The 19463-nt window shown below is 67.7% G+C and carries 19 protein-coding genes and 1 pseudogene; 9 read left to right on the forward strand and 11 right to left on the reverse strand.

Going from position 1 to position 19463, the window contains the following annotated elements; translation table 11 throughout:
* Window positions 1-21: 21 nt before the first annotated feature.
* Window positions 22-588, reverse strand: a complete 567-nt coding sequence (locus tag JRI60_RS01490; protein ID WP_204224015.1) for a PIN domain-containing protein — start codon at window positions 586-588, stop codon at window positions 22-24.
* Window positions 589-785: 197 nt separating this feature from the next.
* On the opposite strand from JRI60_RS01490, the gene JRI60_RS01495 reads away from it, so the two are divergent.
* The 6 genes and pseudogenes from JRI60_RS01495 (at window position 786) to JRI60_RS01520 (ending at window position 7243) form a co-directional block, all read left to right on the forward strand.
* Complete coding sequence (locus JRI60_RS01495; protein WP_204224016.1) at window positions 786-1262, forward strand: helix-turn-helix domain-containing protein; 477 nt, start codon at window positions 786-788, stop codon at window positions 1260-1262.
* Between the two features lie 150 nt (window positions 1263-1412).
* Entirely contained in the window at window positions 1413-2642 is a 1230-nt protein-coding gene (locus JRI60_RS01500) for a hypothetical protein (protein ID WP_204224017.1), read from the forward strand.
* Between the two features lie 94 nt (window positions 2643-2736).
* Window positions 2737-3577, forward strand: a pseudogene (locus JRI60_RS55025) (hypothetical protein).
* Window positions 3577-3927 carry a DUF2019 domain-containing protein gene (locus JRI60_RS01510; RefSeq protein WP_204224018.1) on the forward strand — a complete coding sequence of 117 codons (351 nt, stop codon included), beginning with the start codon at window positions 3577-3579 and terminating at the stop codon, window positions 3925-3927. Before JRI60_RS55025 ends, JRI60_RS01510 begins: the two are co-directional and overlap by 1 nt.
* Window positions 3928-4022: 95 nt before the next feature.
* Entirely contained in the window at window positions 4023-5234 is a 1212-nt protein-coding gene (locus JRI60_RS01515; protein ID WP_204224019.1) for a DUF58 domain-containing protein, read from the forward strand.
* Window positions 5231-7243, forward strand: a complete 2013-nt coding sequence (locus tag JRI60_RS01520; RefSeq protein ID WP_204224020.1) for a transglutaminase TgpA family protein — start codon at window positions 5231-5233, stop codon at window positions 7241-7243. The genes JRI60_RS01515 and JRI60_RS01520 overlap by 4 nt, the downstream gene beginning before the upstream one ends.
* Here JRI60_RS01520 and JRI60_RS01525 read toward each other — a convergent pair.
* The gene (locus JRI60_RS01525; protein WP_204224021.1) at window positions 7158-8687 is read right to left on the reverse strand and encodes a right-handed parallel beta-helix repeat-containing protein; all 1530 of its coding nucleotides are present in this window, start codon (window positions 8685-8687) and stop codon (window positions 7158-7160) included. The two genes, JRI60_RS01520 and JRI60_RS01525, sit on opposite strands and share 86 nt — an antisense overlap.
* 221 nt (window positions 8688-8908) lie before the next feature.
* On the opposite strand from JRI60_RS01525, the gene JRI60_RS01530 reads away from it, so the two are divergent.
* Window positions 8909-9727 (forward strand): Ig-like domain-containing protein, encoded by an 819-nt coding sequence (locus JRI60_RS01530; RefSeq protein ID WP_204224022.1) that lies wholly within the window; start codon window positions 8909-8911, stop codon window positions 9725-9727.
* A complete protein-coding gene (locus tag JRI60_RS01535) occupies window positions 9667-10875 on the forward strand; it encodes an RCC1 domain-containing protein (protein ID WP_204224023.1) in 1209 nt (402 codons plus the stop codon). The genes JRI60_RS01530 and JRI60_RS01535 overlap by 61 nt, the downstream gene beginning before the upstream one ends.
* Before the next feature lie 11 nt (window positions 10876-10886).
* Here the strand turns inward: JRI60_RS01535 and sitI6 are convergent, their stop codons facing one another.
* The 9 genes from sitI6 to JRI60_RS01580 form a co-directional block, all read right to left on the reverse strand.
* Entirely contained in the window at window positions 10887-11615 is a 729-nt protein-coding gene (gene sitI6 / locus JRI60_RS01540; protein ID WP_204224024.1) for a SitI6 family double-CXXCG motif immunity protein, read from the reverse strand.
* Between the two features lie 25 nt (window positions 11616-11640).
* Window positions 11641-12378, reverse strand: a complete 738-nt coding sequence (gene sitA6 / locus JRI60_RS01545) for a SitA6 family polymorphic toxin lipoprotein (RefSeq protein ID WP_204224025.1) — start codon at window positions 12376-12378, stop codon at window positions 11641-11643.
* Between the two features lie 18 nt (window positions 12379-12396).
* On the reverse strand, window positions 12397-12828 hold the full coding sequence (locus tag JRI60_RS01550) for an enoyl-CoA hydratase/isomerase family protein (protein ID WP_239470285.1): 432 nt from the start codon (window positions 12826-12828) through the stop codon (window positions 12397-12399).
* A 46-nt stretch (window positions 12829-12874) separates the two neighbouring features.
* On the reverse strand, window positions 12875-13309 hold the full coding sequence (locus JRI60_RS01555; protein WP_204224026.1) for a hypothetical protein: 435 nt from the start codon (window positions 13307-13309) through the stop codon (window positions 12875-12877).
* Entirely contained in the window at window positions 13306-13692 is a 387-nt protein-coding gene (locus JRI60_RS01560; protein ID WP_204224027.1) for a hypothetical protein, read from the reverse strand. The genes JRI60_RS01555 and JRI60_RS01560 overlap by 4 nt, the downstream gene beginning before the upstream one ends.
* A 9-nt stretch (window positions 13693-13701) precedes the next feature.
* Window positions 13702-14772, reverse strand: a complete 1071-nt coding sequence (locus JRI60_RS01565) for a hypothetical protein (protein WP_204224028.1) — start codon at window positions 14770-14772, stop codon at window positions 13702-13704.
* Between the two features lie 296 nt (window positions 14773-15068).
* Complete coding sequence (locus JRI60_RS01570; RefSeq protein WP_204228688.1) at window positions 15069-16145, reverse strand: enoyl-CoA hydratase/isomerase family protein; 1077 nt, start codon at window positions 16143-16145, stop codon at window positions 15069-15071.
* A 96-nt stretch (window positions 16146-16241) separates the two neighbouring features.
* A complete protein-coding gene (locus JRI60_RS01575) occupies window positions 16242-16676 on the reverse strand; it encodes a PaaI family thioesterase (RefSeq protein WP_204224029.1) in 435 nt (144 codons plus the stop codon).
* Window positions 16677-16765: 89 nt separating this feature from the next.
* Window positions 16766-17833: a branched-chain amino acid aminotransferase gene (locus JRI60_RS01580; RefSeq protein WP_204224030.1), complete on the reverse strand. Its 1068-nt coding sequence runs from the start codon at window positions 17831-17833 to the stop codon at window positions 16766-16768.
* A 163-nt stretch (window positions 17834-17996) separates the two neighbouring features.
* Here JRI60_RS01580 and JRI60_RS01585 point away from each other — a divergent pair, with 163 nt between their 5' ends.
* Complete coding sequence (locus JRI60_RS01585) at window positions 17997-19403, forward strand: PLP-dependent aminotransferase family protein (RefSeq protein ID WP_204224031.1); 1407 nt, start codon at window positions 17997-17999, stop codon at window positions 19401-19403.
* Window positions 19404-19463: the final 60 nt, after the last annotated feature.

A 19463-nucleotide genomic window follows, 5' to 3' on the forward strand; every position in this document is an offset into this window, starting at 1 on the left:
GAGTCAGGGAAATGGCTCGCGTCAGACGCCGAGAAGTTCCTCGAGCATGGCGACCGAGACGGCCAGACCCTGCTCGCGCAGGCGCTCCAGCACCTCTGCGAGCGTCTTCGGTGGGTTCTTCAAGGAATTGGCTTGTGCCCGGACCACCTGGGCCACCGTGGCCTCGTCGAGATCGATGAGGCCTCGCACGAAGTCGTCCGGGTGCTGCGCCTCCATCCCATGGCGTGCCAGCACCCGCTCGGGGAAGTCCTTGAGGTTGAAGGTCACGATGACCTGGGCACCGCAGCGAATGGCCGCCGCGACGACATGACGGTCATCGGGGTCTGGCAGTCCGCTGATGCCGTCGATGAGACCTTCATGGTCACTCACCTGCACATCCAGGATGGCCTGCTCCAGCAGCTCACGGTTTCGGAGAAGCCGTTCGGGCCGTAGATCGGGTCGTTGCGCCGCGATGCTTCGGAAGCATTCGTCCAGGATCTGCCGGGTCCACTTCACCTGGCAAAGACCGGTGCGGCCCAGTCGGACGAGGAGGTCCCTGAGCGGAGCCGGATAGAGGACGCAGGCGTCGTAGACCACGACGAATGGCATGCGACAGCAGCATACTCCAGGTAGGTATGCCGGGTCTACCTTTCAGGTTATGTAACACCTCGCCTTCCGTCACGGCAGCGACAGGCGGAGACAGAGCACGACGGGGTTGCGCCCGTTTCGAATATTGCGAATATTGCCATTGTTGACATAGGGGGCTGGATCGCCCCTTTGAGTAGAATCAGGCAGGGAGTGAACACATGGCCGCCACGCTGGACCTCGATGAGGTCGTACCGCCGAACGAGGCCGAGGCCGAGGCCGCCGCACAGGCTGCCCGGGCACTGGCCCGATACCTCAAGCCCGCCAGACGTCGGGCCCGTTACGTCGCCCTCCGCCCGGAAGGAGCACCCGCCGAGCAGGAGTCCATCTCCGTGCCGCGAGAGGCGTTCGAGCTCTTCGTGAAGATCCTGGAGCAGATGGCCCAGGGCCATGCGGTGACCGTCGTTCCCATCCATGCCGAGCTGACCACCCAGGAGGCAGCCAACCTCCTGAACGTCTCACGCCCGTTCCTCATCGGACTGCTCGACCAGGGAAAGATTCCGTTCCACAAGGTGGGGACCCATCGCCGCATCCGCTTCGAGGAGCTGCTCGCCTACAAACGTCGGGAGGAGCAGCGTCAGGAGCAGGTCCTGAGCGAGCTGGCCGCTGAAGCCCAGGAGCTCGATCTCGGCTACTGAGGTTGTGTTGAGCGGACAAGCGAGCGCTCACGAAGGAGCTCGTCGGCTCCGTGCCGGTGCCCCGGTAGGCCAGGGCGCGGTGACACGATATGCTCGGGAGCGGATGGCTCGGAGCCCGGACGACGGCTCGCCATCCTCCGGGGGACGACCGTGTCGAAAGAAGTGAAGGCGGATTACGCGGCGCTGAGACAGAAGCTGCTCTACGAGTGCGAGAGCATGGTGGAGTTCGTCGCCACCTCCGGACGCACCATTCCCCAGGAGGCGGTGCGGCGGTTGCAGACGGCGCTCGCGGCGGACGGCCAGGCGATGGACCTCACGGACATCGCGGCCATGCACGAGCAGCTCGCCAAGTGCGTCTCACCCGCCACGCCCCGGGGCATCTCGGTCATTCGCGAGTCGGCGAATGACCGGTTCCGCTTCCTGGGCTCGGTTCCGCTCGTCCGGCGGCTGATGCAGACGGGCATCCTGTGCCTGGTGGCGTTCATCTCCATCAGTCTGTCCCCCCATATCGGCTCCTCCGATGAGTCGCTCGCGGTCACGCCGCAGGTCAATGCGACCCATGCCCCGGAGGCACATGCGGAGGGAGCCCAGACCCAGGAGGAGCAGACGGGGGTGGCCCAGCAGGCCCAGGCCCAGGAAGGACAGAAGGGGGGAGCCCAGCTCTCGGCGCGACGGCCCAGGGATCTCCTCGACGGCGAAGGGGTGGGCCTGCTCATCAATGAGCTCTTCCTCCTGGCCGCCGCGGGGCTGGGCGCATGCTTCGCCGCCCTCTTCGAGGTCGAGAGCCGCATCGTCCAGCGCAACTTCGATCCGGACAGCGAGGGCTCCTATTGGATCCGCTTCCTCCTCGGGGTGATCTCCGGCTTCATCCTCGTCACGCTGGTCCCCATCCCCCAGGATGCGGCCTTCAGCTTCGGCCGGCCCTTGATGGCGATGCTGGGCGGATTCTCCGGTTCCGCCGTCCACCGCATCCTGCTCCGGTTGGTGGAGACCATCGAATCCCTGGTGAAGGGCAGCACCCAGGAAGTCATCACCGCGCAGGAGCATGCGATCAAGGCCCGGGCCGCAGGGGAGCTGTTGCAGCAACGCACGAAGCTCGCCATGTCGATCATGCGCTTTCGCAAGGATGTCTCGGGTGAGGCGACTGCGGAGCAGGTGGACGCGCTGCTCGATCAACTCCTGGGCTCGCTGGTGGAGCCGGAGGGTGCCGAGGCCCGCGGTTCCACCCGGCCCGCGCGAAATGTGTCCCGCGTCCTGGCGAACAACCTGGTGAACGCGCCAGCACCGGAAGCGTCCGAGCCCGCGCCGGGAGTGGAGTCGACGCCGGGCGGGGAGGCGCCGGCACGGAAGTCTCCGACGGAGACAGGGGTCCCCGGCTGAACGGCCTTCCGTTCCTCGTGCGGTCTGCTCCAATGTGAGCTGACCTCCATGGAAGCTCCATTTGTTTGAACCGCCTTGAGTTGGAGGCCGCTCCGTGATTTCGCGTTCGAGCCTTGCGACGCTGCTGCTCCTGCTGTGCGCCTGTAGCTCCACGCGCGTCGTGCGCCTCGACATCGGTCAGGGGGAGTCCCTGGAGTACAGGCCGTCCACCTGGAACAAGTCAGTGGCGGTGGATGCGAACTCGTTCGAGGTGGCGCTGACGCGGCTGGTGCTCGAAGCGCCCCTGACCCTCCGCTCTTATCGGCGGTGATGCTGATCTACCTGGGGGTGGATGTCTTCCTGGACGTGGTGAAGGCGAGCTTCGAACTGAAGCGCTCCACCGACAGGGCCACCACCTTCGAGGAGTTGCAGGAGGCCAGCCAGCGTTTCGGGCGCGTGGTGGGACCCGGGGTCGCGCGCGTCTTCGTCCTCGCGGTGACGGTGGTGGTGAGTCAAGGCATGGTCGGGGGCGGCGCGTGGTTGGCCTCACGGCTGTCGATGCTGCCCCATTTCCCGGAAGCAGCGGCGGTGGGGGCCTCTCAGTTGGGCATTCGACTGGGAGCCGTGGGGCAGGTGAGCGCAGTGGCAGTGATTGAAGACAGTCTCGTCATCGCCCTGGAGCAGCGGGCAAGGGCAAGCACTGGCACCACATCGTGGAGCAGACGGAGAGCAATATCCAGCGGTTCGGCCCCCATGCGGTTCACAACACCGAGAACGTCATCCAGTTGGAAGAGGCGCTGCACACCCGTCTGAGTGCTTTCTACTCGAGAAAGAACTTGTCGGTTACCGGCTCGACGGACCTTACCGTGCGGCAGTGGTTGAGCACGCAGTCCTACGAGGCCCAGCGCAAGTTCGGGCTGTTGGCCATCGAGAGAGTTCAAAAGGGAGTCTGGTGATGGAGCTCGAAAAGCTCGTCGAGGAGTTCGCCCGGCATGTGGAGGCTGGGACCGACGCGGTCTGGAGGGGAGACTCCAAGGCCGGTAGCACGCATGCCGACCGGTACATCGCGGCTTTCAAGAAGCTGCGTGCCCAGGGAGATGCGGGGCGAGATGCACTTGCCGTTCTTCTCCAGCACCCACGTATGGACGTCCGGGTCACGGCGGCTGCTTGCCTGCTTCGCTATCGCACGAGGGAGGCCAAGGCGGTTCTGGAAGAGGCCGCCAGGGGAGAAGGGATGGTTTCCTTCGAGGCACAGCAAGCCTTGCAGCGGTGGGAGGACGGCACCTGGGCCTTGGACCTGGCATAGCTCGGGGTCCCTGGAATGGATCGGTGCGGTCTGCTCCAATGTGAGCCGACCTCTGTCCGCCCACCTCTTCCTGGTTCTCGAGGAAAACGCCGCGCATGGCCCGACGTCACCGCTGGTCCTTCTTCATGCCGGCCGAGGAGCATGGGTTCATCCGCTTCCTCCAGGACCGGTACAACGGCCTGCTCACTCCCGTGGGACGCGTGGTGCTGTGGGCGGCGCTGGCCGCGGCGTTGCTGCTGCTCGGCGGGCTCGTCACGCCGCTCATCCTCTTCTTCTCCTTCTCCGTCTCCGCGCTGGTGGCCGCCGCCGTGGTGGGCGCGCCCTTCCGGCCCCGCGTCTCCCTCACGCGCCTGCTCCCGCCTCCCGTCTCCGCGGGTGACACGCTCACCTACCGCGTGCGCGTGGAGAACACCGGCCGGCGCACCGTGCGCCACATCGCCGTGGAGGAGCGAGACCTGCCCCCCGAGCTGCGCGCCGTGGGCGAGCCCCCCGTCATCGACTCGCTCGCGCCCGGTGAGCGCGCAGAGGTCACCCTGCGCCTGCGCTGCTCCACCCGGGGCGTCTACCAGGTGGGCGCGCTCCAGGCCGCGAGTCTCTTCCCCTCGGCGCTGGTGAAGTGGCCGAGGCGCTCGTCCGCGAAGGACCGGCTGCTCGTGTACCCGCGCTTCACCCCGCTCGAGTCGCTCGAGGTGCCGCACGGGCGCAACTACCAGCCCGGCGGCATCGCCGTGGCCTCGCAGGTGGGCGACTCCACCGAGTTCTTCGGCACCCGTGACTGGCACGAGGGGGACCGCACGCGGGACATCCACTGGCCCTCCTTCGCGCGCACCGGCCGGCTGGTGGTGAAGGAGTTCCAGGAGGAGTTCTTCGTCCGGCTGGCCCTGGTGCTCGACGTGCAGTCGCGCTCGGCGAAGGAGGACGTGCTGCTGGAGCAGGCGCTCTCGCTGGCGGCGGGCATGGCGGACGTGCTCGCGCGGCAGGAGTACATCATCGACCTGTTCGCCGCCGGGCCCCAGGTGTTCCACTTCCAGGCGGGCCGCGCGCTGGCGCACTTCGAGCACATCCTGGAAATCCTCGCCGCGCTGGAGCCGGGGGACCAGCTGGACATGGAGGCGCTGGAGGCGGCGCTGCTGCCCGAGTCCAGCCAGCTGTCCGCCGTCATCTTCGTGGTGATGGACTGGGAGCCCTCGCGCGCGGCGCTGGTGGAGAAGCTCAAGGCGCACGGGGTGGCGGTGCGGGTGCTCTCGGTGAGGCCGGACCGCAAGCCCGTGGGACTGGCCCCCGAAGAGGTGGTGGAGCTGTCATGAGTGAGCCTCACGGTCACATCTCCCGGGGTGCGCGGCTCATCGAGCTGCTGCCGGTGTTCGCGGCGCTCGTGCTGCACGCGGTGGCACACGGCCGGTGGCTCGTGTGCGCGCCCGCGATGGTGGTAATGCTGTGGGCGGTGCTGGCGGGCGTGCGGCTCGACTACACCCCGGCGCGCCTGCTGCTCGCCGGCGCCCTGGGCTTCGCGGTGGGCGTGGTGATGCTCGGGGTGAGCGTGCCGCCGACGGCACCCTTCCCGCCCTCCATCTTCGGTCCGGTGTGCGGGGCCCTGGTGGGGCTGTGCGTGCTGTGCGGGCTGGGCCGCAACCGCTACTACGCCTGGACGTACGCGTGCCTCTTGGTGGCGCTCAGCATGCGGGTGCGAGCCCTTCCGGGCATGGCGTGGGTGCTGGGCGCGGTGGTGCTGAGCGTGCTGCTGGTCGCCTTCGTCGAGGGCGGTTTCCTCCGCACGGGTCTCCGGGGCGCGGTGGGCTTCGGCGTCTTCACCGTGCTGCTGGTGGGGCTGGCGCTGTTGCTGGCGCGCACGGTGGCGGCCAGCGAGGGCCTGTTGATGGACGCGGTGTACCGGATGACGAGCGGCACGGGCTCCGGGGGCGGCGCGGAGTTCCAGTCGCAGGTGGACATCCGCTCCATCTCCCGCATCCCCCGAGGCTCCGAGCGGGCGCTGCTGGTGGTGTCCGGCGCGAGGCCCGAGCGGTTGCGCATGCGGGTGTTCGACGCGTTCGATGGCGAGCGGTGGACGACCTCGGCGGCGCTGGCGAAGGAGCGGCTGACGCTGCCCTCGGGCGGGGCGGGGGAGGAGCGGTTGTTGGCGCTGACGGTGCTGGCGCCCCTGGGGGCGTGGTTGCCGGCACCCGCGGGGATGCGCGGGGTGGATGGCGCCCGGCCCGAGGTCCAGGGCGGCTGGGTGATGAAGGGGGAGGGACTGGAGGGAACCGCGCTCGTGCTGCACGCGAGCCCGGAGGAGCGCCTGCCGCCGGAGGCCGCGCCGGGGGAGTCGCTCACCACGCTTCCGGAGGAGCTGAAGGCGGAGCTGCGCCCGCTGGCGGAGGCGCTCACCGGGAAGGCGCTCACGGCGCGCGAGAAGGCGGAGGCCTTGGAGACGTACTTCCACCACCATTTCGAGTACTCGCTGGACGTGAACCTGAAGGGAGAGGGCAGCCCGCTGGCGGTGCTGGTGCGGGAGAAGCGGGCGGCGTACTGCACGTACTTCGCGAGCGCGATGGCGGCGCTGCTGCGCACCCAGGGCGTGCCGACGCGGGTGGTGGGGGGCTTCGCGCCCGAGGAGCGCAACACGCTCACCGGGGCCACGCTGGTGCGTGAGCGGGATGCGCACGCCTGGGTGGAGGTGTACCTCGCGGACGAGGGGCGCTTCGTGGCCTTCGACCCGACGCCGTGGCGCAGCCGGGACGAGGCGCTCGGGCTGACGCAGGGGCCACCGGGGTTGCTCGGGAATGTCGTGGGCGCGGTGGGGACGTTCTTCCGGAAGCTGGGTGCGGCGCTGCGCTACCACCCGATGGACCAGCTTCGCGCGGTGGGAAGCTCGCCGGTGTTCTGGGCGCTCCTCACGGCGGGGGCGCTGTGGCGGTGGTGGCGGGGACGGCGGACGGGCGGCCGGGTGAAGGCGGGGCGCGGAGCCCTGGACACCCGGGACGCGAAGCTCGCGGCGGCCTACGCGCGCTACCTGAGGACGCTGAAGCGGAGGGCGGGCCTGGTGCCAGCGCCCTCGGAGACGGACGACGAGCTGCTGTCGCGGCTGCGCGCGGCGCGAGGGGACGCGGTGGCGGACGTGGCGGCCGAGTTCCTCGCGCACTACCGCGAGGCGCGCTATCGGGGTGGGCCCGCCGGTCCGGCGCGGTGGACCGAGCTGGTGGAGCGGCTCGAGGCCGTGCTGCGCCTTCCCGTTACTGATAGGCGCTCTTCTGGTCCAACCCCGTCGCCTGCTTCCACCGGGTCAGGTCCCGGGTCTCCACGCGCTGATCGGCCTTGAGCAGGCCTCCCGCGCGGTAGCGGTTGTCATCCATGTCGAGCCGGGGGCGCTTGGGGCCCACGCGGACGAGCATGCCCGTGCGGATGTCGTTGTTCCTGACGATCAGATCCTCGCTGGGGTCTTTGTTGGCACCCACTCCCACCATCACCCCGTAGCTGTCCGTGTTCTCGATGACGTTTTGGAGGAGCTGGACCTTCCGGGCGTTCTCGACGCGGATGCCGGTGCCGTGTCCGTCCGAGGCGATGTCACGGATGCGGTTGCCGCGCACCATCACGTTGAGGGGATTGGGGCCCTCCTTGACGCCTCCGATCGAGATGCCCCGGCCCGCCTGGGCGATGTCGTTGTCCTCGATGCGCACGTCGCTGGCGGAGTAGTGCACGACGACCGCCTCGCCTTTGGATGTCTTTGACAGCTTGAAGCCGTGCATGCGGTTGCCGCGGATGACCACGTCGCGGCAGGTCTTGATGTCCACGGCGTTCTCGCCGTTCTCATGGAGGTGGTTGCGTTCGATGAGCACGCCCCGGGCGGGCTCCTGGCTGGCATTGTCCGGCTTGAGGCACTGCACCGAGTCGCCCGAGTTGCCATGGATGTCATTGTCCCGGATGACGATGTCGCGGGAGGTGGCCTGGACGACCACGCCATGGGAGTCGTCCGGGTCCCTGCGGAAGCCATGGATGTGGTTGCGCTCGATGGTCACCCCTCGCGCGCCTCCATGGGTGGTGACCCCGCCCCCGAGCTTCCCGTCGTGCAGGTGGGAGTGGGCCAGGGAGGAGCCCTCGGTGTTGCCCGCGAAGAGGACGGCGAAGCGGGGTTGTCTCCGGACATCCACCTCGAAGCCCTCGATGCGCCAGTGGGGTTTGCGGACCTGCACCAGCGCTCCGGAGGCCTTGCCCGGGACGAGTCTCGGCATGCGCTCGCCCTTCAGGAGGATGGGAGCCTTCGCCGTTCCCGCCCGGACGTTGCCATCGATGACGACGCTCTCCGCGTACTCGCCCGCCTGGACCCGGATGAGCTCTCCGGGGCTCACGGCCTTGACGGCCCGGCTGATGGTCCGAAAGGGCGCGTCGCGTGAACCCGCCGCGCTGTCCGAGCCCGAGGGGCTCACGTACCACTCACGGGAATAGGTGTTCGATGGCGCCTTGCTTTGGGGACCGACGGTGTCTTCCACCGGGGGAACCTCTTCGGGTTTCACCCACTCCTTCAACGAGTCAGTGGGTTCTGGGAGGGGTTGCTCCGCTGGCTGCTCTTCCGTCGCGGGCGTCTCCTCTTCCGTGAACACTTTGCCCTGGAATGTGCCGTTGATCTCCTTCACACCGGTCGTGACGTCGCTCAATCCGTCGGCGATTCCCTCGAGCTTGTCGTTGACCTTCTCCACATGGCTGCATCCGCCCAGGGTGGCCAGCAAAGCAGTCAGCCCTACCCAGGTCCAAGCCCTCTTCATCATGTGACACCTCCAGGGGAAATCACTCCCCAATGAAGGCGGACAACCTCCCTGATTTTGTGAGGGAGAGAGCCGACACGTGGTTTTCGTGCCCGTCCGCCGCTCGGACGGAGGCGCATCCGCACTGCTCGTTCCCAGCCCGCGGATGACTTCCTTTCCAGCCCCGGCTCTGGAATGCCGATAGAATCCACCCCGCTGACGGATGACCTCGGAGAGAGGGATTCATGCGCTCCAGGACGAAGGTGCTCTTGTTCGGCCTGCTGGCCGGGCTGTGGATGATCGCGACGGGCTGTGCTCCCAAGAAGTCCACCGGTTCGGTGCAGGTATGGGGGACGGTCCAGGCGAGCCTGGCCTCGCCGAGCAGTGTCGCCCGGGTGTCGCTGACGGTGAGCGCACCGGGCAATGACTCGCGCACCGTGAACCTCGGCCGCAGGGGCGGTCAGTGGACCGGTGTCGTCGCGGAGCTGCCCACCGGTGCCGTCCATACCTTCTCGGCGGAGGCCTTCGATTCCGCGGGCACCCGGCTCCAGGTCGGAGAGGCCACGGGCATCACGCTCGCCGACGAGCAGGTCACCGTGGTCTCCCTCTCCCTTCGCGAGATGAGTCCCCCGGAGCCCCCGGTGAACGTGGCCCCTGTCCTCACGTCGCTCGTGGCCGGTCCCGGCTCCGTGGCTCCGGGAGGCACGCTCTCCCTGGCGGCTACGGCCTGGGATGCCAATCCGGGCGACACCCTCACCTATGCCTGGACGGCCTCGGCGGGCTCCTTCTCCTCCACTTCGAGCGGCTCCACCACCTGGACGGCGCCACCGGACACGGGCCGCGCCACCCTCACGCTCACGGTGACGGACTCACAGGGCGCCCTGGCGGGCCTCAGCCTCGTCCTTCCCGTGAGCGAGAGCACCGGAAGCAGCGCCGCGGGCTTCTCCCTCAACACCTGGCGCTCGGTGACGGGACGAATACCGAGCGGAAGACCCCTGTCCAGGTGCATGGGCTCACCGGGGCGCTGGCCGTGGCCGCCGGGTATGGGTCCTCCCTGGCGATGAAGAGGGACGGGACCGTCTGGGGATGGGGCGACAACCTGTATGGCCAACTCGGGAATGGGAGGCCGATCGGCAGTGTCACGCCCGTGCGGGTCTCCGACCTCTCGGGGGTGCAGGCCCTCTCCGCGTCGAACTCCTACGTATTGGCACTGAAGACGGACGGCACCGTCTGGGGCTGGGGCGCCAACAGATTCGCTCAGCTAGGCGACGGGACGACCACCACTCGCGCCAGGCCCGTGCAGGTGGCGGGACTCGGCGGAGTCGTGGCCACCCGAGCAGGAGATGATTTCTCGCTGGCGGTGAAGTCGGACGGGAACGTCTGGGCCTGGGGTCTCGATATCCACAACGGGCCGTCGTTGAGCTTCCTGACGTCCCCCGTGCAGGTGACGGATCTCAGCGGAGTGGCGGCCGTCTCCGCGGGCTTGCGCCATGCGTTGGCGCTGAAGACGGATGGCACTGTGTGGGCCTGGGGCAACAACGACTCCGGACAGGCCGGAGACGGGACGACGACCTTCCACCCGACTCCCGTGCGAGTCGACGGCCTCACGGAGGTGACGGCCATCTCCGCGGGGAGATACTTCGGATTGGCGCTGAAGAAGGATGGCACCGTGTGGGCCTGGGGTGAGAACGGCAACGGCCAGCTCGGCGACGGGACGACGACCGTCCGCACCAGACCCGTCCAGGTGCAGGGGCTCACCTCGGTGGTGGCCATTTCCGCCGGAGATCTCTCCTCGCTGGCCTTGAAGTCGGACGGCACCGTGTGGGCCTGGGGTGAGAACGGCAACGGCCAGCTCGGCGACGGGACGACGACCCAGCGGACGACCCCCGTCCGGGTGACAGGACTCACCGGCATCATTGCCCTCCCGGGGGATGGGGTCTCGCTGGCGGAGAAGTCGGACGGCACTTTCTGGAGCTGGGGCGGCAAGGTGCCCGGTGGAGGCCTGGAGGACTACCGCACGACGCCCGAGCAGGTGACCGTCATCCCCAGGACTCGCACCGTGGCCTTCGCCGCGAAGTACACCGTGGTGATGAAGACGGATGGCACCGTCTGGACCTGGGGCTTCGGTGAGGAAGGGCAGCTCGGTGATGGCACCCTCGCCTTCGCGCTGACGCCTGGCCCGGCCGTGCTGACCGCATACACCGACGGATAGACGCGCCCGGCTCAGCGAGCCTCCAGCTCCTGGAACACCACCCCGTCCAGCTCCAGCCGCGTCACCGTCTCCACCAGGTGCTCGCTGGCGATGATGAGCGTGGACCAATCAGCCAGCCGGAATACGTCCAGATCCTCGGGCAGTGACGAGGCGGCGAGGATGGGCGGCTGCGGGAGTTTGTAGCCCTTGTCGAGGCCACACGAGGGGCACGGAGGCTCGCGATTCCGAGGCAGGCAGTCGGGATGGAACTGGCCGCGTAGCTCGAGCTGCAGGTCCATCAGCTCCGGATGGTTCTTCTGCCGGAAGCGCACGTTGAGCGGGCAACCGTGAAGGCCGCGTACCCCGGCGGCTCGCAGTTTCTCCAGCGCCTCGCGGCGCACGTAGAGAGACCAGGGGTTTTGCATGAACAGCTGGCCGAAGTACCCGGAGGCCGTTCCCGTCAGCGGGCCGAACTCCGCCCCGGACTCCAGTGCGGCACCCGGGGGAGCCAGTGGGCGCACCAGCTCTCGCAGTCGGGAGAACTCCTCGTATGGCACGGGCTGCGGGTCGGACAGCTTCTTCTGCTCCTCCTCCGGCAGGTGGGACAAGTCCACGCAGGGATACTGCGCCGCCGTCATCTTTCCGCCGAGGTTACAGACAGGGCAAATGAACTCGATGCCGGGCAGCCCCCATTTGTGCGCGGCGTTCAAGTTGCCCGTGTACCGCGGCGCTTCATCTTGCCGAATCCGATAGAACTTCATGGAGTCCTTCCGCCTTGCTCGCTCCTCATGGGACGAATATCTGGGGACCGGGTGGGACGAGCGTGTGACCGTAAGGCACGATGGGCCCGACGATGTCGAAGCGGTAGGCCAGCTCGAAGGCCTTGGCCAGGAGCTCCGCCGGCGGCACCTTGCGTGTGGCATTGGCATTCCGGAACTCGCGCCAGGCCTCATTCCACGCGCCGCCGCGTCCTCCGCCCCTGTGGATGCGCAGGTGTGCGTGCTCCGGGATGACCATCGTCCACTCGTGAGGATTGATGCCATTCCGCACGAACCACGCCGCGAGGTCCTGCGCTTGGGGGAAGAGGTGGTGTTTGACCAGCTTGCCTTCGAGTCTCGGGAAGGCGGGGAGGTAGCCATCGCGGTAGCGGAAGTGGAACGTCAGCCGTGGTCGAACACCATCCCGCAGTCCAGTGCGCCTCCAGTTGCGAGTGGGTCCTGGACCGCGAAAGGGAGGGCGGTAGTACGCGCCTCCCCGCGCCAACTCCGCGCCGTGTGCCAGGGACGCGCGCGTCACCGCCTCCGGGTCCACGTCCTCGCAACGGAAGATGCCGCACTCGCCTTGCTCGCCGTCGCACGCAAGGACGACGCACTGGTCCGCGCCCGGGTCCTCACATGCAAGGGGGTCGTCCTGGGTTGCTTCCACCCAGGCGCGTGAGATGGGAGACGTCGTACCGCACCCGGACAACGACAGGGCGGCGAGGGACAGCCAGAGCGAGAACAGGGGCAAGAAGGGTCTTTTCATGCGGGCGTCCCCGTACGGTCACACCACCAGGTCCCTGTCCCCGAGTGGCGAGAAGCACGCCTCCACGTCCGCTTCACGCACCTCGGCCAGGGTGGGCGGGTTCCACTTCGGGCGGTTGTCCTTGTCCACGAGCACGGCGCGGATGCCTTCGCGGAAGTCCGGCAGTGCGGTGCAGTGCTGGCTCAGCCGGTACTCCACGGTGACGACCTCGTCGTAGGGCCTGCTCCGGCACAGCCGCACCTGGCGCCGTGTCACCTTCAGGCTCGAGGGCGACATGCGCCCCAGCGTGGCCCGCGTCTCCTCGGCCCACGGCGTGCGCTCGGCCTCCAGCGTCACGAGGATGTCCTCCACCCGGTCCTTCGAGAAGCACCGGTCGATGGCCTCGCGGTGCTCACTCAGCGGCGAGGGCCCTGGCTCGGTGGCGAAGCCGGACAGAACTCGCGTGGCCACGTCGCGTGCGGCCCATAATTTCAGTCAACCAGACATCAGCAGTGGTCTACTTTGATAGGAAGTATTTGAGCAGCAGAACCGCTATTGAGCCACCAGTGGTAATTGCGGCCACGATGATCTTCGTCTTGTGCTTGGGCAGCCAGTGGCTCAAAGAACTCGCCGTGACCGATCGACCCTTTACACCTTCGACGATGGATTCATCCTCGGAGTGGACGCGAACGCTCATTCCGTCCGACTCAATGTTCTTTGCTGTACTCTTCTTTACGGCGGTGACGTTGATGCCCTCGCTAGGTATTTGGTCGCGCTTTGGATCGTTAGTCATAAACCCCTCCGGCCCCGCATTATTTATGTTGATACCCTGCATCCCGCTTCCCTCTGAAGCCATGATGAGGGTACCCCTGTTTTCGATGTGATTGTAAACGATTCGTGCTGCATCCTGCCCCACCTTGTGGGACACCACATCGGGGTCTGGGAGCTTCAAAGGCGGAACGTTGGAGTTTTTTTTTGAGACTTGTCGAGTTGAGCCCGCCACGAGGGGGCGAGTTCGAACTCGAGCTCCATGTTCTCGCATTCCTCAGGCGCTGTCTCATCGCAATAGGGACATGTTCGTCCCGCTTGCTTCGGCAGGATCTCATACGGACCACGCCAGAAGTCATGCCCTTCGTCGCAGAACAGGGTGACCTTAACGATCAGGAACTGTGCTTCGCTCAGTCCCATGAGCGTCTTGACGATCTGCTCCTCAGTCCCGAGTTGAGCAGCCGTGAATTGGCTTGGGTAGAACCGAGTCCAGCGCCGCTCAAGATACCCCAGCGTCAGCTGCTCCAGAATCTCGCCCGGAACGAACTGTGAGCTCGTGGTTTCCATGAACCCACTCTAACGGCTGCGTCTGACACCGCTCGTTGCTGCAATGGCCGGTTTCGCAGCGGCCACGCGACCAGTCGCTTGATCGTACACCGCTTCGATGATTTTCTCCATGGCGGGGATGCTAAGGCGCCGAGGAAAAGTCAAGTGCTGGTGCTTGCCCCGAAGCGAAAATCCCACCTGAGCGATCTCCATGTACCCATCGTCATGGTCAAAGCGGAAGTTGAAGAAGCCCTTGTGGACGTTGCCCCTGCGCTGGCGCTGGGCGAGTTCATCGTCCGCTTCGAAGGGGACGTACTGATCCAGCTCCATCCGGGACACGAGCGTCATGCTGGTGTACCTGCCCTCGTTATCTGGCGCGGTGATGCTGAAGTTCTCTAGGCTGAGGCGCCGCTCAAGCAGCAGCATTTGCTCCTTAGTGAAGGTGATCGGCTCGACGTACGCGAGATGGTCCCCCCGCTTCTTGCCCAGAGCTTTGCCGGTCAGCCAGCCGATGAAAGTAATGACTGCAGTGCGACTGTCGCTTGCAGCAGCGAAGGATTTCAGCAGTGGCACCTGCGCGTTCACATTGAGGACGAGGGTAACCAAGGTACTACTGAGCCGCTTCTCAGGTTGACCCTCAGGGTCGGTGAACTTGTGCGGCTTGACGATACGAACCTCAAGGGTCAACTGGCCATCGTTCACGCGGATGCGCTCTACCCATGAGTCGCCAGCTTTCGGCCTCTTCTTCTTGGGGAATGTCACCCACGTCGTGCCAAGGTCCCTAGGCGCGAACCCCTCATCCACACTTCGCCGGATTGCCGCTACGAGCGCCTCACGCAGTTCCTTTTCGCCATCGAGTTCGCCCATGATGAGGAGCTTCCAGAGGAAGACCGCCTTACGTCCCTGGAAGTTGCTCCAGATGCCCAAGAGGCGGTCCCTGCATCCCTCTTGATACTGCTGCTCAAGTAGCTCGAGCACCTCGTTGCGATGGCTGTCCTGCAGCGAGCGAGCGAGTTCCGTGTAGCGCTGAAGCTCATCTTCCGAGACTGCCACCTTGCTGAGCAGAAAGAGGATGTGCCCCGGGTCGATGAGGGAGAGCATGTAGGTCCGTGGTGAGTTTCTAGGGCTCGCGATTAACGCCCGAGTCACAATTTCTCGTCAAGCTGTAGGGAAGGAGAGGTAGGAGCGTCGGCTTGCGCAGATGCTGCCCTGCTATCAAGCCAACCCTCTTGGCTAGTTGGGCCTCACACAGAGTCGAAACAGGCGCGGGCTGGCGTACTCGCCCGGCAGGCACTCAAGCACGGCTTAGCTGCCCTCTCTGGGCGTTGAGGACTGCCATAATGCCGCTCTTCGCTACTGAACAGGGAGATGGCTGGGGTGAGGGTCGTTCATCACTATCAGTGTGGCACGACCAGGTCCCTGTCCCCGAGTGGCGAGAAGCACGCCTCCACGTCCGCTTCACGCACCTCGGCCAGGGTGGGCGGGTTCCACCTGGGGCGGTTGTCCTTGTCCACGAGCACGGCGCGGATGCCCTCGCGGAAGTCCGGCAGCGCGGTGCAGTGCTGGCTCAGCCGGTACTCCACGGTGACGACCTCGTCGTAGGGCCTGCTCCGGCACAGCCGCAACTGGCGCAGCGTCACCTTCAGGCTCGAGGGCGACATGCGCCCCAGCGTGGCCCGCGTCTCCTCGGCCCACGGCGTGCGCTCGGCCTCCAGCGCCGCGAGGATGTCCTCCACCCGGTTCTTCGAGAAGCACCGGTCGATGGTCTCGCGGTGCGCGCTCAGCGGCGAAGGCCCGGGCTCGGTGGTGAAGCCGGACAGCACCCGTGTGGCCACGTCGCGCGCTGCCCCCACGCTCCAATCCGTGGCGGCGAGCGCGTCCACCACTGCGTCCAGCGTGTCGTGCGTCACGTGCTGTGTTCCATACCCGAGCCACATCGCATCCGCGGTGTTGCACCGGGTGCCCGTGAGCCCGAGGTACGTGCCGGCCTCGCCCGGAAAGCGCGGGAGGAACCACCCACCGCCCACGTCGGGGAACAATCCAATCGCCGTCTCGGGCATGGCGAGCACGAGCCGCTCGGTGACGACGCGGTGCGAGCCGTGCACGGACAGCCCGAGCCCTCCGCCCATGCTGATGCCATCCACGAGCGCGATGTACGGCTTGGGGTAGTGGTGGATGAGGTGGTTGAGCCGGTACTCCTCGCGGAAGAAGGAGCGGGAGAGGGGCTCCTGTCCCTCGGGTGCGGGCGAGCCCAGCGAGACGGCCACGGCGCGCACGTCACCGCCGGCACAGAACGCGCGGCCGCCAGCGCCGCGAATCACCACGGCCTTCACCGAGGGCTCCTTCGCCCAGGCCGCCAGCGCCGGGTGCAGCGCGCGAATCATCCCCAGGTCGAGCGCGTTGAGCGCCTTCGGGCGGTTGAGCGTCACCAGGCCCACGGGCCCCCGCGTCTCCAGCAGCACGTCCGTGTTCATGCCGCCGGGCATACCACCTCCCGGGCGCGCTCTTCACGAACTGGTCTGACAGTCAGACCAGTTGCTCGCGAGCGCGCCCGGCGGGCCTCCCTCGGCTCAGCGCTTCCGGGCCAGTACCGCCAGCGTCACCGTGGCCTTCGAGACGAGCTTCTCCTGGCCCCGGGCCACGGCGTGGACCTCCGACTCGACGACGGAGAGGGTCCGCCCGGCGCGCAGCACCTGGGCGCGGCACCGCAGCTCCTCGCCCACGGCCGCCTGGAGCAGGTTCATGGTGAAGCCCGTGGTGAGGACCAGCTGGTCCGCGGCGATCAGCGAGCCCGCCGCCGCGCCCGCGGTGTGGTCCGCCATCGTCGCCTGCACGCCCATGTGGATGACTTCGTCCTGCTGCAGGTGCCGGGGCTGGACCGTCAGCCGCGTCTCCACCCGCCCGGGAGAGATGGCGACCAGCTCGTAGCCCACGTCCATGACGAACGCCGCCTTGCGGAAGAGCTCCTCCACGTCGCGTGCGTAATCGGGATTCCTCGGTTCCATCGGGAGACCTCGTGAGGGGAGTCTCTACCGCGTACCTCGGGCAGGACCCGGAGAGACTCTCGCCGCCCCGGGCCCGGGAGTATCACGCACTACTTGATGAGCGTCATCCAGCCGTGGCGGTCGGGCTGCGTGCCGTACTGGATGCCCGTGACGGTGTCGTAGAGGCGCTTCGACAGCTCGCCCACCTTGCCGTCACCGATGACGAGCTGGCCCTCCTGGAAGCCCAGCGCGCCCACCGGGGAGATGACCGCCGCGGTGCCCGTGCCGAACACCTCGCGCAGCTCGCCCTTCTTGTGCGCCTCGCGCAGCTCGTCGATGGACAGCTTGCGCTCGCTCACCTTCGTGCCCCAGTCGCGCAGCAGCGTCAGCACGCTCTCGCGGGTGATGCCCGGCAGGAAGGTGCCGTCCAGCGGCGGGGTGATGAGCTCGTCGCCAATGCGCACGAAGAGGTTCATCGTGCCCACCTCCTCGATGTAGCGGTGCTCGAGCGCGTCCAGCCACAGCACCTGCGCGTACCCGCGCTTCTTGGCCTCCACCGAGGCCTGCAGGCCCGCCGCGTAGTTGGCCGCCGCCTTCGCGCCACCCAGTCCACCCGGCGCCGCGCGCGTGTGCTGCTGCTCCACCCAGATGCGCACCGGCTCCGCACCGCCGGAGAAGTAGCTGCCCACCGGGCTGAGGATGATGAAGAAGATGTACTTGTCCGCCGGGCGCACCCCGAGGAAGGCCTCCGAGGCCATCACCACCGGCCGCACGTACAGCGACGTGCCCGGGGCGCTCGGCACCCAGTCCGCGTCCACCTTCACCAGCGCCTCGATGGCCTCGCGCGCCACCTCGGGCGGCACCGGCGGCATCGCCAGCCGCTCGGCGCTCGCCGCCAGCCGCTTGCTGTGGTCCAGCACCCGGAAGGCGCGCAGCTGCCCGTCCTTGCCGCGGAACACCTTCGAGCCGTCGAACACCGCCTGCGCGTAGTGGAACACCGCCGCGCCCGGGTCCAACCCCAACGGCCCGTGCGGCAGGATCCGCGCCTGGTGCCAGCCCCGCTCCGGCGAGTAGTCCATCCGGAACATGTGGTCGGTGAAGTACTTGCCGAAGCCGAGCCCCTCGGGGGCGGGCCGGGTCTTCGGGGTGGCGGAGCGCTGGACCTCGATGGGCAACATGCTTCGGCTCCTCGTGAAGAGGGGACGGGGTGATTCCCGTCCGGGGCCCGGGCATGCCCCAGTGGCTCGCGCTTCTCCCGAAACATGGGTGACAATTCCGGGTAGAATCGAGACAATCAGTTACGTTGGCAGCGGTATTCCGTCAAGTGTATCGATTGTCACTATGACAAGTTGGACGCCGGAGCTCCGGGGACGCAGCGGGCCGCTCTACAGGGCCATCGCGGATGCGCTCGCCGAGGACATTGACGCGGGGCGTCTGACCCCGGGCACCCGGCTGCCCACACACCGGGAGCTGGCGGAGCGGGTGGGGGTCACCGTGGGGACGGTGACGCGCGCCTACGCCGAGGCCGACAAGCGCGGGCTGGTGAGCGGTGAGGTGGGACGCGGCACCTTCGTGAGGGACCGCGAGGTGCCCGCGTACATGCCCAAGCCGGTGGACCTGGAGGATGACGCCTCGCCGGTGGAGCTGGGCATCAACGCGCCCGCGACGCCCGAGGGGGACCCGGCGAGCCAGGCGCTCCGCCGCTCGCTGGAGGAGCTGGGCCGGACGTCGCGGCTGGCGGATCTGCTGGCGTACCAGCCGGCCGCGGGCACCACGGCGCACCGCGTCGCGGGAGCGGCGTGGGCCTCGCGCTTCGGGCTGCAGGTGAAGCCGGAGCAGGTGGTGGTGTGCGCGGGCGGACAGCACGCCATGGAGGTGGCGCTGGCGGCGCTCACGAAGCCGGGGGACACGCTGGCCACCGAGGCGCTCACGTACCCGGGGGTGAAGGTGCTGGCGCGGCGCTTCCAGTTGCGGCTGCAGGGGGTGGCCATGGACGCGCAGGGGCTGGTGCCCGACGCCTTCGAGGCGGCGTGCCGTGGCGGCACCGTGCGGCTGCTCTACACCCAGCCCACGTGTCACAACCCCACGGGGGCGCTGCTGACGGAGGAGCGGCGCAAGCGCATCGCCGAGGTGGCGCGCAAGCACGGGGTGCTGGTGCTGGAGGACGATGCGTACGGGCTGCTGCCGGAGCAGCGTCCGCCGCCGCTGGCCTCGTTCCTGCCGGAGGCGAGCTACTTCATCGCCGGGGTGTCGAAGCTGCTGACGCCGGGGCTGCGCATCGGCTACCTGGTGGCGCCGGCGAGGGCGCGGGGCGAGCGGCTGGCGGAGGAGGTGGGGCTGGCCTCGCTGATGACGACGCCGCTGATGGCGGAGGTGCTGGCGCGCTGGGTGGAGGACGGCACGGCGGACGAGCTGGTGGTGCGCCAGCGGCAGGAGGTGCGGGAGCGGATGGAGCTGACGCGCGCGCTGCTGGGGAGCGAGGTGCTGCGCGGGTCGCCGATGCCGCTGTACCACCTGTGGCTGGGGCTGCCGGAGGGGCGCAGGAGCGAGGAGTTCGTGGCGCAGGCGAGGCGCAACGGGGTGTCGGTGACGTCGGCGGACCTGTTCACCGCGGGGCAGGGGCCGGTGCCGGCGGCGGTGCGGGTGTGCATCGGAACGCCGCGCACGCGCGCGCAGCTGGAGCGAGGCCTGCGGCGGCTGCGCGAGGTACTCGAGACAGGATTGGAGCCGCTGGCCGCCATCGTGTGACTTCTTCCGCTCTTCACTACCTGGGATGTCAGATGGCCCGGTAGACTGGAGGAGTCAGGA

Origin of the sequence: Archangium violaceum, assembly GCF_016887565.1 — a bacterium.
GTDB lineage: Bacteria > Myxococcota > Myxococcia > Myxococcales > Myxococcaceae > Archangium > Archangium violaceum_B.

What these genes read in the sequence shown, in the direction of transcription:
- JRI60_RS01490 (WP_204224015.1), bottom strand. Translation starts at nt 588, where the DNA reads ATGCCATTCGTCGTGGTCTACGACGCCTGCGTCCTCTATCCGGCTCCG.
- JRI60_RS01495 (WP_204224016.1), top strand. Translation starts at nt 786, where the DNA reads ATGGCCGCCACGCTGGACCTCGATGAGGTCGTACCGCCGAACGAGGCC.
- JRI60_RS01510 (WP_204224018.1), top strand. Translation starts at nt 3,577, where the DNA reads ATGGAGCTCGAAAAGCTCGTCGAGGAGTTCGCCCGGCATGTGGAGGCT.
- JRI60_RS01515 (WP_204224019.1), top strand. Translation starts at nt 4,023, where the DNA reads ATGGCCCGACGTCACCGCTGGTCCTTCTTCATGCCGGCCGAGGAGCAT.
- JRI60_RS01520 (WP_204224020.1), top strand. Translation starts at nt 5,231, where the DNA reads ATGAGTGAGCCTCACGGTCACATCTCCCGGGGTGCGCGGCTCATCGAG.
- JRI60_RS01525 (WP_204224021.1), bottom strand. Translation starts at nt 8,687, where the DNA reads ATGATGAAGAGGGCTTGGACCTGGGTAGGGCTGACTGCTTTGCTGGCC.
- JRI60_RS01530 (WP_204224022.1), top strand. Translation starts at nt 8,909, where the DNA reads ATGCGCTCCAGGACGAAGGTGCTCTTGTTCGGCCTGCTGGCCGGGCTG.
- sitI6 (WP_204224024.1), bottom strand. Translation starts at nt 11,615, where the DNA reads ATGAAGTTCTATCGGATTCGGCAAGATGAAGCGCCGCGGTACACGGGC.
- sitA6 (WP_204224025.1), bottom strand. Translation starts at nt 12,378, where the DNA reads ATGAAAAGACCCTTCTTGCCCCTGTTCTCGCTCTGGCTGTCCCTCGCC.
- JRI60_RS01560 (WP_204224027.1), bottom strand. Translation starts at nt 13,692, where the DNA reads ATGGAAACCACGAGCTCACAGTTCGTTCCGGGCGAGATTCTGGAGCAG.
- JRI60_RS01565 (WP_204224028.1), bottom strand. Translation starts at nt 14,772, where the DNA reads ATGCTCTCCCTCATCGACCCGGGGCACATCCTCTTTCTGCTCAGCAAG.
- JRI60_RS01570 (WP_204228688.1), bottom strand. Translation starts at nt 16,145, where the DNA reads ATGAACACGGACGTGCTGCTGGAGACGCGGGGGCCCGTGGGCCTGGTG.
- JRI60_RS01575 (WP_204224029.1), bottom strand. Translation starts at nt 16,676, where the DNA reads ATGGAACCGAGGAATCCCGATTACGCACGCGACGTGGAGGAGCTCTTC.
- JRI60_RS01580 (WP_204224030.1), bottom strand. Translation starts at nt 17,833, where the DNA reads ATGTTGCCCATCGAGGTCCAGCGCTCCGCCACCCCGAAGACCCGGCCC.
- JRI60_RS01585 (WP_204224031.1), top strand. Translation starts at nt 17,997, where the DNA reads ATGACAAGTTGGACGCCGGAGCTCCGGGGACGCAGCGGGCCGCTCTAC.